Annotated in this window: 17 protein-coding genes; 11 read left to right on the plus strand and 6 right to left on the minus strand. The window is 46.6% G+C overall.

The window, feature by feature from the left end; translation table 11 throughout:
- The first annotated feature begins 229 nt into the window (after positions 1 to 229).
- Positions 230 to 646: a YjdF family protein gene (locus CD05_RS0100850; RefSeq protein WP_028508896.1), complete on the plus strand. Its 417-nt coding sequence runs from the start codon at positions 230 to 232 to the stop codon at positions 644 to 646.
- 68 nt (positions 647 to 714) lie between these two features.
- Here CD05_RS0100850 and CD05_RS16885 read toward each other — a convergent pair whose 3' ends face one another.
- Entirely contained in the window at positions 715 to 2,160 is a 1,446-nt protein-coding gene (locus tag CD05_RS16885) for an MATE family efflux transporter (protein ID WP_051588741.1), read from the minus strand.
- 128 nt (positions 2,161 to 2,288) lie between these two features.
- Here CD05_RS16885 and CD05_RS0100860 point away from each other — a divergent pair, with 128 nt between their 5' ends.
- From CD05_RS0100860 to CD05_RS0100905, 9 genes are all read left to right on the plus strand, one after another.
- On the plus strand, positions 2,289 to 3,035 hold the full coding sequence (locus tag CD05_RS0100860; protein WP_028508897.1) for an AraC family transcriptional regulator: 747 nt from the start codon (positions 2,289 to 2,291) through the stop codon (positions 3,033 to 3,035).
- A gap of 258 nt (positions 3,036 to 3,293) precedes the next feature.
- Positions 3,294 to 3,482 (plus strand): hypothetical protein, encoded by a 189-nt coding sequence (locus CD05_RS16890; protein WP_028508898.1) that lies wholly within the window; start codon positions 3,294 to 3,296, stop codon positions 3,480 to 3,482.
- A 15-nt stretch (positions 3,483 to 3,497) separates the two neighbouring features.
- Complete coding sequence (locus CD05_RS16895) at positions 3,498 to 4,058, plus strand: hypothetical protein (RefSeq protein WP_037322717.1); 561 nt, start codon at positions 3,498 to 3,500, stop codon at positions 4,056 to 4,058.
- Between the two features lie 173 nt (positions 4,059 to 4,231).
- A complete protein-coding gene (locus CD05_RS16900) occupies positions 4,232 to 5,323 on the plus strand; it encodes a helix-turn-helix transcriptional regulator (RefSeq protein ID WP_037322718.1) in 1,092 nt (363 codons plus the stop codon).
- 41 nt (positions 5,324 to 5,364) lie between these two features.
- Entirely contained in the window at positions 5,365 to 5,952 is a 588-nt protein-coding gene (locus CD05_RS0100880) for a hypothetical protein (protein ID WP_028508899.1), read from the plus strand.
- A gap of 17 nt (positions 5,953 to 5,969) precedes the next feature.
- Positions 5,970 to 6,341: a hypothetical protein gene (locus CD05_RS0100885; RefSeq protein ID WP_028508900.1), complete on the plus strand. Its 372-nt coding sequence runs from the start codon at positions 5,970 to 5,972 to the stop codon at positions 6,339 to 6,341.
- Positions 6,342 to 6,814: 473 nt separating this feature from the next.
- Positions 6,815 to 8,461: a hypothetical protein gene (locus CD05_RS0100895; protein WP_028508901.1), complete on the plus strand. Its 1,647-nt coding sequence runs from the start codon at positions 6,815 to 6,817 to the stop codon at positions 8,459 to 8,461.
- The gene (locus CD05_RS0100900) at positions 8,454 to 9,245 is read left to right on the plus strand and encodes a hypothetical protein (protein ID WP_028508902.1); all 792 of its coding nucleotides are present in this window, start codon (positions 8,454 to 8,456) and stop codon (positions 9,243 to 9,245) included. Before CD05_RS0100895 ends, CD05_RS0100900 begins: the two co-directional genes overlap by 8 nt.
- 163 nt (positions 9,246 to 9,408) lie before the next feature.
- Entirely contained in the window at positions 9,409 to 11,229 is a 1,821-nt protein-coding gene (locus CD05_RS0100905; RefSeq protein ID WP_156947243.1) for a hypothetical protein, read from the plus strand.
- A gap of 91 nt (positions 11,230 to 11,320) precedes the next feature.
- On the opposite strand, the gene CD05_RS0100910 is transcribed toward CD05_RS0100905, so the two are convergent.
- On the minus strand, positions 11,321 to 12,010 hold the full coding sequence (locus tag CD05_RS0100910) for a hypothetical protein (RefSeq protein WP_028508904.1): 690 nt from the start codon (positions 12,008 to 12,010) through the stop codon (positions 11,321 to 11,323).
- Between the two features lie 471 nt (positions 12,011 to 12,481).
- A complete protein-coding gene (locus tag CD05_RS0100920; RefSeq protein WP_028508905.1) occupies positions 12,482 to 12,847 on the minus strand; it encodes a TIGR04076 family protein in 366 nt (121 codons plus the stop codon).
- A 206-nt stretch (positions 12,848 to 13,053) separates the two neighbouring features.
- Here CD05_RS0100920 and CD05_RS16905 point away from each other — a divergent pair, with 206 nt between their 5' ends.
- Positions 13,054 to 13,707 (plus strand): GTP-binding protein, encoded by a 654-nt coding sequence (locus tag CD05_RS16905; RefSeq protein WP_051588742.1) that lies wholly within the window; start codon positions 13,054 to 13,056, stop codon positions 13,705 to 13,707.
- A 53-nt stretch (positions 13,708 to 13,760) separates the two neighbouring features.
- Here CD05_RS16905 and CD05_RS0100930 read toward each other — a convergent pair whose 3' ends face one another.
- The 3 genes from CD05_RS0100930 to CD05_RS0100940 are packed head-to-tail and all read right to left on the minus strand — an operon-like array spanning position 13,761 to position 15,040.
- Positions 13,761 to 14,195 carry a GNAT family N-acetyltransferase gene (locus CD05_RS0100930; protein WP_028508906.1) on the minus strand — a complete coding sequence of 145 codons (435 nt, stop codon included), beginning with the start codon at positions 14,193 to 14,195 and terminating at the stop codon, positions 13,761 to 13,763.
- Positions 14,196 to 14,201: 6 nt separating this feature from the next.
- The gene (locus tag CD05_RS16910; RefSeq protein WP_051588743.1) at positions 14,202 to 14,633 is read right to left on the minus strand and encodes a GNAT family N-acetyltransferase; all 432 of its coding nucleotides are present in this window, start codon (positions 14,631 to 14,633) and stop codon (positions 14,202 to 14,204) included.
- On the minus strand, positions 14,630 to 15,040 hold the full coding sequence (locus tag CD05_RS0100940; protein ID WP_156947245.1) for a hypothetical protein: 411 nt from the start codon (positions 15,038 to 15,040) through the stop codon (positions 14,630 to 14,632). The genes CD05_RS16910 and CD05_RS0100940 overlap by 4 nt, the downstream gene beginning before the upstream one ends.
- Positions 15,041 to 15,139: the final 99 nt, after the last annotated feature.

Genomic DNA, 15,139 nt, shown 5'->3' on the forward strand with positions numbered 1-15,139 from the left:
GGGTCTATACCTGAGCTTCAGACCCATGTTTTCTTGACCGAACGGCTCAGATATGCTATAATAATATCAGCACAGATCGTGCTGTAAATGACAAAGATAAAAACGCAACGTGTACTTTCGGGTATGCCAGAGCCGGTAGGTAGCCCGGCCGTCCTGTATTACAGGGTAAGTAACCCTCCCCTCCGGGTCGTCCGTTCTTTGTCCATAACATTTCTTAGGAGGGAAAGATATGGACAAGACGAAGGGTATGCTGACGGTGTTTTTCGATGACCCTTTCTGGGTGGGAGTGTTCGAGCTGACTGAAAACGGCAGACTCTCGGCCGCAAAGATCACCTTCGGTGCAGAGCCGAAGGACAGCGAGGTCTGGGAATTCGTTCTGAAGCATTACTATGAGTTGAAGTTCAGTCCTGCTGTCGAAGCAAAACAGAAGCGGACTGCCGAAAACCCGAAGCGGCGTCAGCGCAACGCAAGAAAAGAGCTTGGCAACACCGGCATCGGCACCAAGTCTCAGCAAGCGCTCAAGCTTATGCAGGAGCAAAACAAGACAGAGCGCCGCCAGATCACCAAAGAGCAGCGTGAAACGGAAAAGCAGCGCCGGTTTGAACTCAGACAGCAAAAACGCAGGGAGAAGCACAAGGGTCACTAAACCTTTCTTCCTCAGTAAAAAAGTCCTCACAGCTTCGGCTGCGGGGACTTTTTGGTGTCAGTGTGTTTTTATTCCTGCCCGAGAGGAATGACCGCCTCGGCCTTGAAGACAGGTGTCTCGTCCTCAACGTAGCTTGACAGGTCAAAATGGCTTAGTGTCTCGGTCTTCCTGTCAATGGTGAGCTTGTCTGTCCTGCGGATAAATGCGTTGTAATCCACCAAAACTATCACAGCGCAGACGCTCCATATCACCGGCTCGCAGATGCATACACCGAAGTATCCGAGCCTGGGTGCGAGAACGGCTACGGCGAGGATCTTCAGCAGGAATTCCACGATGCTGCCGCTTACCGGAACGAGCTTTCTGCCGACACCCTGTAAGCTGCTCCTTAAAACAAGAAGAATGCTAAGCACAAAGAAAAATGAGATGTTCCATATGATGTATTTTGATGCGGTCGAGATAACGGCGTCGTCACTTGTGCCTGTGAGTGCCTGTATCAGCGGCCTGCGCAGAAATACGCATACTATGACAGAGAATGCACTCCATATCTCAGCTATTATGATGCTGCACTTTATCCCACGCTTTACTCTGTCTGTCTTTCCTGCACCGTAATTCTGGCTTGCGAAGGTAGATGATGAAAGAGCTATCGTTCCGAGTGTCAGCATGAAAATGTCGTCTATCTTGCGTGCGGCTGTGTGTGCGGTTATCGTGCTCGTGCCGAAGCTGTTGACTGCACCCTGCAAGATAACAGAGCCGATAGAAACTATAGCATACATCAGCCCCATTGAAAGCCCTGTGCTCGTCAGGTCTGAAAGCAGCTTTCTGTCATAACCAAGCTCGCTCTTTCTGAAAACGAGGATATCGCACTTTTTAAGAGCGTAGATAAAGCACAGCATCACAGAAACACCCTGCGAGATAACGGTCGCTATCGCTGCTCCTGCAACACCCATGCCAAAGCCCTTGACAAGCAGGAAATCAAGCCCGATGTTCACAAATGTCGAGACTATGAGAAAATAGAGCGGAGCACGGCTATTGCCTATCGCTCTCATCATTCCGGCAAGCATATTGTATGCTATCGTCACGGCTGAGAATAGAATGATTATCCGCATATAGCTTTCAGTGTTGGCTATTATCTCATCAGGGGTCTTTAAAGACTTCATCAAAGGGTGAAGGATCGCAAGACTTGATGCTGTCAGCACAAAAGCGATGACCGCCGAGAGTATGTATGTCAGAGCGACGGCTTTTTTCAGTTCACGCTCGTTCCTTGCGCCAAAGTATCTTGCGATAACAACAGCAAAGCCGTTTGTCAGGCCGCCTGCAAAGCCTATCAGCAGGCCGTAAACAGGTGCCGAAGCGCCGACTGCCGCAAGTGCGCTGTCGCCTAATATGTTGCCGATTATCGCCGTGTCTGCAACGTTGTAGAGCTGCTGAAAGATATTGCCTATCAGCACAGGCACCGCAAAGCAGATAAGATTTCTGAGGATACTGCCCTCTGTCATGTTTACCGAGTTTTTCATTCATATCAACTTCCTTCAATTAGATTCTATCACAGGTGAAAGGAAATGTACAGCATCTAAATTATATTTTCGTCATTAATCTTGACTAAATCGTAGAATTATGATATTCTGTATATGGGGGTGACACTATGAAAGAGACTATGGACAAGCAGGTGGCATATCTTGAATACCTCAACCGTGAAAACAGCTTTCATCATCACAGATACGATGATGATATGCGCAAGTTTGAACTGCTAAAAAACGGCGATATGCGCTCGGTCGAAGAAGCCGGGCGTAATATGAGGTCGGGCGAGGTGGGGCATCTGTCAGACGACCCGATTAAAAATATGCTGTATCTAAACATCTGCCACGTCACCCTCTGCACGAGGTTTGCGATAGAGGGCGGAATGGACGCCGAAAAGGCATATAACGCCAGCGACCTTTTTATACAGCACTGCGACAAGGCAAAAAGCGTTGAGGAGCTTTATGATTTGCATCTGGAGATGACCGAATATTTCACAAAGCAGGCTGCCGCTGCGAAGAAGGCAAGTGTTTACTCAAAGCAGATAGTCCTGTGCATCGACTACATTCAAAGACATCTGCACGAGGCGATAGTTGTCAGAGAGCTTGCACAGATGGTGGGGCTTAATGAATCATATCTCTCGGTGCTGTTCAGGCGTGAAACGGGTGTGACGCTTACTGAGTATGTTATCCTAAAGCGCATGGAGGCGGCTGAGAATATGCTCAAATACTCGGATTTCACCCTTTCGGAGATATCGGATATACTGCATTTTGCATCATACAGCCATTTTGCGAGGACGTTTCGGAAATACTATGACACGAGCCCGAAAAGATACCGTGACAGCCATTACCGCACGACTGTTATGACTGAGTAGCAAAGAATTAAGGCAACACCGCACAAAGACCGCCTGAAGGCTTTGTACGCAGCTTACTTGGCAACACCGCCGGGCCACCGGCGGATACCTTTGCACGCCATCCACTTGCAAATTTTCCGTCATATTACCCAAATTTACCTTGAAATACGTTAGTATTCCTGCGGTAAATTTAGCCAATCTGACGAAAAATTTGACTGCGTGTCTGACGTACAATGGCCCAGCGGTGTTGCCCTTATAGAATTTCTTTACAAGCCGACCATGTATATATATGCCCCGAAGGGCGATGAGATAGGCTACTGCATCGAGTGCGAATGCCCGTGGGAGCCTGAGCATCAGTGCAACATCGTCATACGGGGCGATAAGGTGCTTTACGTCGGCCCGTCTGAGGGCGAAGACCCCTGGGGTGACGATGAAGATTACTACTGCATATGGGAAGATGAGGATTGACAGGGGAGAGATATTATGAGACATGATGTGACTTTGAATATCCACTATTCAGCGCCGCAGGAGATCTGGGATATGATAGGCGAGGTATACCGTTCAATGGACTACTGGTGCGATGATGCCGGCTGCCCTGCATGGAAAGGTGAGGGCATCGACCTGTGTGCCTCTGTCGAGCCGGGCGGTATACAGATATGCGGAGAAATGCCCGACGATATTTGGGATAAGTGGTACAGCGAATTAAAAGCAAAGCTGACACAAAAGCTCGGCTATGAGATAGGCGAGCCGGAGGACGGATTCGGTTTTAAATACTGGACGCCGTTTGAGAAAGAGTATTCGTGCATTAAAACTATCGACAGCAAAAAGATAGTATTCAGTGATCTCTCGACATTTTTCTGGTTCTTTTTTACCGAGTGCAAAAGGGATATAACCGCAAAGCGCCCCTATTACGCTTTCACGTCACCGCTGATAGAATTATACATCTACTTTGATGACACATCAAAGAATAAACTACAGCAGGAGTTTGATGAATTTCAGTCAAGACTTAATGAGGCAGGAATACGAACTCTTGATATGTCGTAGAGTATTATGCCAAAAGGATACAAGCTGTGAAGCATTACCGCTTTGCAGCTTTTTTATTGCAAATTCGCCCGTAGGTTGAGAAACACTCGCAAAACAGGTTATTGACCGTTAAAAATGAAAATGGTATAATAGTATAATAAAAGAAGACTCTTCTGTTACTGTGAGGTGAATGTATGGATAACTACATTTCAAAGAATCTGCGAAAGCTTCGTAAGGAGCATGACATGACTCAGGACGAGCTTGCCGGGAAACTGGGTGTCAGCTATCAGTCGGTCAGTAAATGGGAGCAGGGTAAAAGCAACCCCGATCTTGCCATGCTTCCTGCGATAGCGGTGCTGTTTGGGGTGACTATCGACGAGCTATACGGCATGGACGAGATAAAGCGTCAGCAGCGGTTAGTAAAGCTGAATAAACGAATAAAGGAAAACTATCAGCTTCATAGGGTAAACAATAATATCCCGTTGATACAGGAGGCGCTTGACGAATATCCCGACTCTTATGACCTGATGTTTGAGCTTGGGCGCTCGTATTTTCTTGCTCATGTTGATGAGGAGGAAACGATCGGCTATCTTGGGGAAGCAAGCGAGCTTTTTAATAAGGTCCTTAAATCTACAGATAATGAAAAGCTGAAAGACGACTGCCGTTACTACTTAAATCTTTGCAGCTATTACAGCGGTGAGAGTGCAGTTGCACACGAGGAAAGTATTGACAGCAGCCGTGAACTCATCAAGAATATCCTGCTTGCCGATGAAACAATGGACACCGACAGGGATATGTCAATGAAGAATAATATTGAGTCATTAACAATGTTTCTTGCAAGACAGATATGGAAGCTCGCCGACCCTGATTGTCTATACCCTGCGACGAGCGTTGCGGCTCAAAAGGCTGCATATCTTATGAAGGCTGCCGATCTGCTTAAATGGCTTTATGATGAGAATGACTTTTTCAGAGTACACAAGGAGCTTTCCGACCTATATCGTGTGAGTGCTGCTATTTATATGTATGACAGTCGTTTTGAGGAAGCGCTCACTGCTATTGAAAAAGCTGTGGAACACGCAATTGCTTATGATACCTCAAATGGTGGAGTTCATAGTTCTCTTTTGGTTCAAGGAATAAATGATGATTTCTGTAGTGCTAATAAGACTTGTGCTCGTTTACTTGCAAATAAGTTAAAGCAGGAAAGATATGATAGGGTGCGCAATAATACGAATTTCAGAGATGCAGTAAACAAACTTGATAGATTCATTAATGAAAATCAATTATAAATCATAATAACTTAAGCGGGTTTTTATGGAGGCCATGAATTATGATCAATAGAATTATAAAAATAGTATTGGTATCAGCTTTGCTTTTTGGAACTGCTTCTCTTGTTTCGTGTGATGATAATGACAGCTCAAACAAATCATCTGATACCGGAATTGCAGCTGAAATCTATGAGGAATACCCGTATTATGAGAGCCTTACTAAATTATCAAATGCAGCGACCGGTATATTCACCGGAAAGATAGTGGGAAAAGAAGTTCTCTATATTAGTGATATAACAGGAGAAACCGCTTTAGATAAGAATGAAACAAGCAACCCCGACGATTATAACTTATATACAGTTTATGAGATCCAACCCACAGAAATATTCTATGGGGAATTCAATAAAGACAATACTGTAAAAGTCAAAATAATGGGTGATGGAGAAACTGTGATCTCAAACGATGCACCTGTTCTGGATATAGCTGAGGAATACCTGTTTTTTATAAATTATTATGGCAGTACTCCCTCATCGCTTTTATCAAATATACAAAGCATATATAAAGAAAACAATGATAGATTTGAACCAATATCTGATAAAAACAATATAGAATTCTCATACAATGAATTAAAGGATATAACGAATAAGTAATGACGGGTGGGATTTATATGAAAACAAAAAACAAGCTGATATTTTTGGGAACAGTATTATTCATCAGTGTGGTTTGTGCTGTATACTCATTTATAAATTATACTACGCCCAATTTTATAAAAGTTTTATATGCTAAATCATATATTCAGGATAACAGTGCATATTATATAGGCGATTCCAAGTATATGGTTTTGAGAAAAAGCAAGATAGATGATACATATCAGAAATTTGTAGAAGCAGTTGACGGAGAAGGCTTAGAGAAAACCACAGACGGTGTCACCGATTTTTATGTTTATAATGATAGTAATGGCGACCAAAAGAAAATCGAAGCCTTAGTAGATACTTCCACACCGGGAAGTGGTATGATAATAAAGATAGTTGACCGCTAAAGACGGAGAGCATACCATCATTACATAAAAGGAGAGAACACAAATGATAATCGACATGCTCACAGCTTTGATCACGTTACTGAACTTAGTAATACTTGCCGGAACAGGCTATCTGGTCTATTATCTGATAAAGCAGATAAGAAAAAAGAATTAGTTATATCTGATAATTGATGAGGCGCAATTTTGGCTGATGTGCCAAAAATTCTGAGAAAGTGCCAGATTTGCCCCCTTTTATGTGTCTTTATATATAGGCAACACCGCACAAAGACCGCCTGAAGGCTTTGTACGCAACTTACTTGCATCTTTTCCGTCATATTACACATTTTTTCCTTGAAATACGGTAGTATTCCTTCGGAAAATCTGTGCAATCTGACGAAAAAGCTGACTGCGCAATTTGCGCACAATCTTCGTGCGGTGTTGCCTATAGAAGGCATTTTCCTGCCATAATGACAGAAAGGACATAGGACACAGCTATGAAAATAACCGACCATATAGACCTGCTATACCCGAACAAAGAAGCCAGAGAGCGTGCCGAAAGGCGCAGGATACAGATGCGTGACAGCGGCAGCCTGTTTATCAAAGACCTGATGTTAGAGGATATAAAAAACTTCATCACCCTCACAGGCTCAGAAAAGCTGCTTGCACTCTGCGAGGAGCTAAGTGACGATATACCCACGATAGAATACCGCCTTGACTGCTTAGAGGACCATCTTAACAACCCCGACCTTGCCGACAGCTTTCGCAAGGTGATAACCGAGCTTTCTGTAAGCCTTGTTTCAAATGACAATGAAGATGTGGGCGCTTTCTATGATGTCAAGCAGAAAATGGACGAGCTTGACGGCTTTTTAACATCTATCGCTGCGATAAACGGCATATATAAGCGCATAGGCACTACCCTTAAATCACAGGCTATGCGGGGTATGTTTGAGTTCTTTTTAGCCCTGCCAGAAAGTGATGACTACAAGGAGATAGCAAAGACACTTACCGAGCTTCAGGGCACATTTGCAAAGACCATTCGCAGCGTTAAGGTGGGCATAAACTTTGATGCAAATATGAACCCCGACTCGGCAGGGCTCTTAGAGGTCGGCTATGACAAGATATACCCTAAGGGCAACATTTTGGAAAAAATAGTCTACGGCGTGCAGAAAAACAAGGAGACCTTTTCGGGCGAGGAGCACCTAAACTCGCTTACACGCCACACGCCAGCCGACATTGACACGGCACTTTTCAGAGAACTGACAGAGTACACCAACGTCTTTGCAAAGCGCATATCGGAGACGCTCAAAAGCTACCGCAGCAGCTTTTTCTCTGACATAAAGGAGATAGAGCGCCAGCTTGACTTATACGAGGGCGTTGCCAACTTCATTAAGGGTGTGCGTGCGCACGGAATGAAGATGTGCCGCCCGAAGATACTTCCTGCAAGCGAGAGAAGGACAGTGCTCAATGGCGCATATGACCTTGTATTCTATAAAGAAATGGTGATGCGTGACCCCTCTGCCGTACTTACTGACAAGATAAAGACAAACGACATCACCCTTGATGACAGCGCAAGGCTTTATATGGTCACGGGCGCAAACAACGGCGGCAAGACGACCTTCGCAAGAGCGTGCGCTATCTGTCAGGTGCTTGCGCAGGCAGGGCTTTTCGTGCCTGCCGAGTATGCCGAGCTTTCGGTCTGCGACAATATCTTCACACACTTCCCCCGTGACGAGGAGGCAGGCATTGACACGAGCCGCTTTACAAATGAGATAAAAGACCTAAAGGTGATTGCACAGAACATGACTAAGCACAGCCTTGTTATCTTAAACGAATCGCTGCAAAGCACGACCCCTGAGGAGTGCTTAGAGATAGCGAAGATTCACACCGAGCTGTTTGCAGCGGCAGGTGTGAGGGGGCTTTATGTAACGCACCTCACGGGGCTTTACAAGGCGTTTGAGGAGCTTAACAAAAAGGACTACCCTACAAAGCTCGACAGTCTTGTGTCGGTCGCAGGCGAGGGCGACGAGAGGCTTTACAAAATAGTCAGACAGCCGCCCTCGGGCGAGAGTCTTGCTATGAGCATTTACAAGAAATTCGGCGCAACGCTTGACGACATAAAAAGCGGTGATGTGAATGGATAAAAATGAGAAGATAACCCAGTTTCTTGACTACGGCGGAAATGAGCTTTTCTCGTCCTTGATGTGCGAGGGCGTAAAGCACTCTGAGGGGATAGACCGCCTTGTGCAGCTGCTTTGCGCATACAGCGACAGGTGCAGATTTATCCACGGCAGAAGTGCCGCCTACCGCTTTATGATAGCAAGGGCAAAGCTAAACCACTGGCTCGGCCCCGGCTCAAATGACCTCAAAAGCCACAGGCTCACCGCTGATGACAGAGAGCGCATAGAGGGGCAGGTAGGTGATTACATAAAATCGGGCGGTGCAAAGAAAAGATATGCAAAAAGGCTTGCCGAGTGCGCTGCGGTCGTGGCGGTGCTTATCACGGCATATTATCTGGTCTATATGAACATTAAGGACAGGATAGAGAACAACCGACAGCTTGAATATTACAACGAGCAGATAATCGTCGAGCTCAAAGATGCAACAAAAAACGAGCTGAGCCTCACTATCCACACTACCGAGAATGCCCCGAAATTTGTGTTTCTTGACAAAATGCCCAAGATAAACTGCAACACTGTAAACGGCGATAAGCTCGAGCTTGAAATTGATATTTCTGAGGAGATACAGACAAGTCAGGACGACAGGGCAGACTACACACATAAACCCGAGACGCTGCACCTTTTCGGGCGTGATTATTACTGTGATTTTGAGCAGGGAGATTACAGGGCGGAACTAAACTTTTACTACTTCGATGATGATGGCAGCAGGGTAGACCTTCCGACCAAAACATTTGAGTTCTCGCTGTGATATGTTTAGCAGCTGAAAAGAAAAACACTTACCGGGCAGGGGAGCAGCTCTTGCCCGGCTTTTTATGCTGTCAACGCTTTAGGTTTTCTGCCCGGCACTTGAAATATGACAGATAATGGTGTATAATATAAGCGGAGATAAAAAAATGACAGGAGAGAAAAATATGAAAAGAAAAAGGATAATGGCTTCGTTGGCGGCGTGCGCTATGGCTTTTTCGGCAATGGCTTCGCAGACAGCTTTTGCCGCAGACGATGAGCCTGTTACTGTCGAACTTAACAGCGGTGCAAAACGCAGCTCGGAGGTGGTGTCGGCAAATGACAGCATCACCGTTGACAGCAAGCAGCTGAAAGTAATAGCAACAGGCCTGAAAGATGAAAACAAAGCAGCGTTTGTCAAGGCTATCGAGGATAATTTCACACTCGATGCCGACAAGCCTGTCAAGATAATTGATGAAGCGTTTGTCGATTCCGAGAAGGCATCTGTCACGAGCGTTTTGCATGAAAGCTCGCTTTGCTGGGCGGCTTCGGCTTCAAACCTTCTCTGGCTGACAGGCTGGGCGCAGAATTATAAAGCCCCCGGCAGCGATACAAGCTTTGATTCTGAAGATGCAGTGTTTGATTATTTTTCGGAGAGCTTCATTAACAAGGGCAGCTATGTGGAGCAGGCGATAGACTGGTTCTTTATGGGCGTGTATGTCAACGAAGGCACAGGGGCCGTTGCTTTCCCGGTAGGCTCGGATGACCCGGCATACGGCCTTGACAAGGATTTTGTCAGCAGCCTTGCGCTGGAGAAATATTCTCTGACAGATGACTACACAAATATCAAACAGCTTGAGCGCACAGACAGAAGCTGCGAGTCGCCGCTGGTATTTCAGGGCTCTATCGGCACGACGTATGACGGCGACCTTTCAGAATCCGAGCATTCGATAACCATAGGCGGCGTTATCATCGACCCCGAGGCAGAAACGCCTGACGAGCGCTACAAGGGCGTTTTCATAATTGACAGCGATAACGACGGCGACAGCGACGAATTCGAGTTAGACGAGGAATACCCCGACGATGTAAGAAAGGCAAGCAGAGAGAGCAGGCCTAATTCCTACACGCTGTATGACCTAAGACCTATTGAGCTCAAAAGCGGCAGGAAATGCTGGGAGATAGTAAACTACAAAATAAACGAGGATAACTCGCCTTACATAATCTATGATGTGACAGCATTTCCTCTTTACGATGAGGCGATAAAAGAGAAATACACAGAAACAGAGGGCAGCAAAAAGCACTACGAGAACCCCGACCTTTATATATCAGATGCGTTCACAACATCAGAAGACGAGCTGCTCGAAGCGCCTTTTGAATTTGTAATGGCAGACCGCACAAAGACTGTATTCAGGCAGGGAGAGCATATAAACATCAATTTCTTTGTCGGTAATAAGGGCACTGTCTCGCTTGATGAAGGCTATGCAGAGGGCAACACCTTCAATATCGACTGGAGCGTCAAAAACACTCAGACAGGCGAGGTCATAGCCTCCGGCAGACAGCCGATAACAGCGGAGATCTACGCAGGCGTTACAGCCGGCAGAATGATAAACCTGAATATAGAGGACGGCGAGTTTGTCAGCTGGGATACCGGCGAATATGAGCTGAGCTTAGAAGTAAACCCCGACAGAATGATAACCGAGTGCTATTATCTTAATAACACCACATACAAGACCACATTCACCATTGTAGAGGGCGATAGTACGGAGGATACCCCCGACCCTCACAGCTACCCGGAAGAAGAAAAAACACCCGACTATACCGATGATGCCGGCACAACTGACAGCGGCGAAAACACCGAGCCTGCCGATGACAGCAGCGAGAGCAAAGACACCGCCCCTGCCAAAACTGCCAAGACCGCCAACCCACGCACGGCAGCCAGAGCAGGTGCAGCAGCGCTGATGCTTGCTGCAGTGGGTGCTGTATTCACACGCAGCAAAAAAACAAAATAAAGTGATAATAGCAAAGGGACTGTTGCAAGCCGCAGCAGTCCCTTATATTATTATTATGAGTGCTCTACCGAGTCAAATACTTCAAGAGAGTTTATAGGCAACACCGCACAAAGAACGCCTGAAGGCTTTGTACGCAACTTACTTGCATCTTTTCCGTCATATTACACATTTTTTCCTTGAAATACGGTAGTATTCCTTCGGAAAATCTGTGCAATCTGACGAAAAAGCTGACTGCGCAATTTGCGCACAATCTTCGTGCGGTGTTGCCTATAACATCAACAGACAGGTCGCTGTCGCAGGTCGTGCCCATGCCGTAGAGATATATCCAGCGGTCGGGAGTTGACAGATCTTCGCCGATGATGACATACTGCTCGCTTATTTCCTGACCCTTGAGCCTTACACCGTGCCACTTGAAGTTGTTGAGAGTGAATTCCGGGATGTCCTCCAATGTTAAGTCGGGGTCGTCCTTTTCTCTCTCGATAACATCATCGAGCCACCTTGTTGCGTTGAGCTCGTCGGCTTTTCGGAACTTAAGGCGCTGTTTTCCGTCAGGTGAATAGAATTCTGAATTATCCATGTCGTCATTGCCTGTGCCTGTTTCTCTGATGAAATTCTTGCCCTTTATCTGTACTGTGTCTGACGAATCAACTGTAGTGTCGTCAACCCAGAAGAAGCCGTGTATCTGATCGAGCAGGTCGTAGTATGTGCTCTGATCTTCAAAGTATTCCTTGACCTCCTGTGTCGAGAATGACTTGTAGGAATCTGACGTGGCTATGGCCATCTGAATAACGCCGTAGTGTGCGTTTGCAAAGGTCTCCTTGTCGCAGAGATCAATAGTCTCAGTCGAGTTGTCAGAGTATACATCATATCTCGGCGGAAGGATAAAGTTTACATCTGCAGTGCAGTCATGAATGCTTCCTGCATCATATCACGGGCGGTGTCCTCGTTTGCGACTATTTAGAGGCAGGTAAAATACACAGCTCTTTCCGTTTCCCTGTAAAGCTGCTCAAAGGCTTTCTTGTCGCCTTTCCTGGTCGCCTCTACGCCCTGTCGCCATTGATCTTCGTTCATATTTCCTCCTTAGTTTTCCGACATTTTTCAGCCTGGCTTTTTGCCTCTGCATATAATAGAGCCATTAGCGCCGGAAAATTCCATTGTTTTTTTGAAAAATATTCTGATTTGTAGAAACTCACAATGGAGCGTGCTTTTGTAAATGTCGCTTAAGGTATATTGCACAACAAATCATCACTTTTTAAACCGTCTGATCCGGATATTCCCAGAAGCCGCCCTTGTGGAAGTTCTCGTTTCCTAATGGCTTTGCTGTCAGCCTGAACATCACGCAGCCGTCAGGGCATACTACTGTCTTGGTGTACTTGCTGTCACCGCCGAGGTTCTCCAGGTCACCGCCGCTCCTGATAGCCTCCATGAGCGGATAAAGCATCATCATCGTCTTTGAGCAGATGCCAAAGCCCTGTGTATTCACCGGGCAGCCGTAGGTGCAGGTGTATTTGTCGCCTATCTCCTCGCCGTTGCGGCAGTACTTTTCCGTGCGGTCGCCGTGCAGGAACCCTGTGACTTCAACTGTAAACTCATATTCTTCGTCATACCATTTTTTCATAATTATCCTCCGTTATCTGTAGGGCGTGCTGCTTATTAGAATATCATGGCTCAATTATACCACATCGGGGCAGATAGGTCAATCATTATATATGGGCAACACCGCACAAAGACCGCCTGAAGGCTTTGTACGCAACTTACTTGCATCTTTTCCGTCATATTACACATTTTTTCCTTGAAATACGGTAGTATTCCTTCGGAAAATCCGTGCAATCTGACGAAAAAGCTGACTGCGCAATTTGCGCACAATCTTCGTGCGGTGTTGCCTTAAACAAGACCGACCTGCTTGATGAGTCGCAGCTTGAAGAAGTCAAAAAGGTGCTGCGTGACTATCAGACAAAGGCGCCTATGATATCCTCGGTCAAGGGCAGCGTTGACCCGAAGCTCATAATGCACGGCGAGGAATTTGATTATGACGAGGTGCTTGATTCATCAGCCATACAGCGTGCCCTCGAATCAAACGACCCCGAGGACAGCAAGGCCTGTGTCGATGAATACGGCATAACCTCATTTGCGTTTGAGGAGCGCAGGCCTTTTAACAGAGAGCGCTTTGAAAAGCTCGTTGGCAATTACCCGACAGAGCTTATCCGCACAAAGGGCTATATATGGTTCTCTGATGATGACGAGCATATCCAGCTTTTTGAGCAGGCAGGCCGCAACTGCGCACTGACCCGGCTCAACGAATGGATGGCGAGCTACCCTCAGGACGAGCTCGATGCGCTGTTCGAGGCTTTCCCCGACCTTAAGGACGACTGGGACGAGCGCTACGGCGACCGCATAAACCAGCTCGTTGTCATAGGCAAGGGCTTTGAAAAAGCAAAGATAGTTGACCTCTTGAACGACTGTCTTGAAGCGGTATAATAATGACCGGGCAGGGGAGATTTCCCTTGCCCGGTGTTTGCATATATGAAAGTTTAAAGCCACTGAATGAATGCCGTCTTGTCGCTGCTGTTGTAGCCTGCGCTTTCGTAAAAGCGAAGTGTCTCCGGCTTTTTTGAGCCTGTCAGGAGCATCATCTTGTAGCAGTTCTCACTTTGTGCTATCTGCCTTGCATAGGCAAGACACTCGCTTGCATAGCCCTTGCCACGGCAGCTTTCGTGCGTCACGACATTCTCAACGAATGCATACGGCCGCACACCTCTTGTGAGGTTCGGTATTATCACGCATACGCATGATGAGACTATCTTTCCGTCCTGCTCGTTGACTATAAGATGATGCGCTTTGTCAAAGATTATCTGCTCCCAGGTGTTTTTGAGATGATCATTATGCTCGGGTATGCTGTCCTCGTGAAGATAAAGATACAGCTCAAGCAATGCGTCAAGGTCTTCTTTTCTTGCTTCTCTTACCATGTGCGCTCACTCGCTTTCTGTTATCAGGTCTTTTCTGTAGCCTGTCTGATGATAGCCCTCTACCTCATACTTGTCTTCGAGCACGGCAAACCTTTCATACCCGTGCTTCTCGTAAAAGACAGGGTTTATCCTGCCGGCTGTCCATAGATATATGTGCTCCATGCCGATATCTGCTGCTTTTTGCTCTATCATCACAAGCAGCCTGCTGCCAAGCCCACGCCGCCGGTGCGAGCTTTCTATCCACAGGTCGGTGAGATAAAACCATTTGTGCTCGGTTATCCCCGAAACGTAGCCGATGACCTCGCCGCCTTCTTCCAATACATACTGATACCTATCGGTCTTTCTTTGCGGCACGCCGTCGGCTTGCTCTATCCTGCGGAAGTCGTCATAGATAAAGTCGAGCTCCTTTTTTGTTATCTCTCTGTCTGTGATGTTCATGGCTTAGCTCCTTGTTGTGTTGAAGTGCTTTTTCTGCCTGCCGGCTTTGTCCCGAGCAGCAGGTACAGCACAGGTATGTGAATGCATATCTCGCATGAGATGAGCGTTGCGGCATATGCCGGCAGCAGCGGCAGTAAAAACATAAGCGCCGTATTGCCGCCAAGGCTGTCGTACAAGATATACTGGAAAAGGACTATCCATATATAATGCAGTATGTAAAAAAGAAACGAGCGCTGCACCATGTATCTTGTCACTGTGTTCTCCCTGTCAAAGCGTGCCTTTGCAAGCCCTGTGACTGCAAGCAGCATCAGCCATTCTGCAAGCGTGCGTGTAAGCGTGTTTGCTGCCATTACCGCCGCTGTATCCTGGTCACACCACAGGAAAAGGTATGTGTTGAGCACGCTCACGCAAAGCCCTGCGCATAGCATCGGCCGCCTGTGAGTCGACAGATTACCGATAACGTCATCGTCCGAGAAAATGTGATACCCAAGCATGAAAAGATAAAG

The organism is Ruminococcus sp. NK3A76 (assembly GCF_000686125.1).
In the GTDB taxonomy this organism is placed as follows: Bacteria; Bacillota; Clostridia; order Oscillospirales; family Ruminococcaceae; genus NK3A76.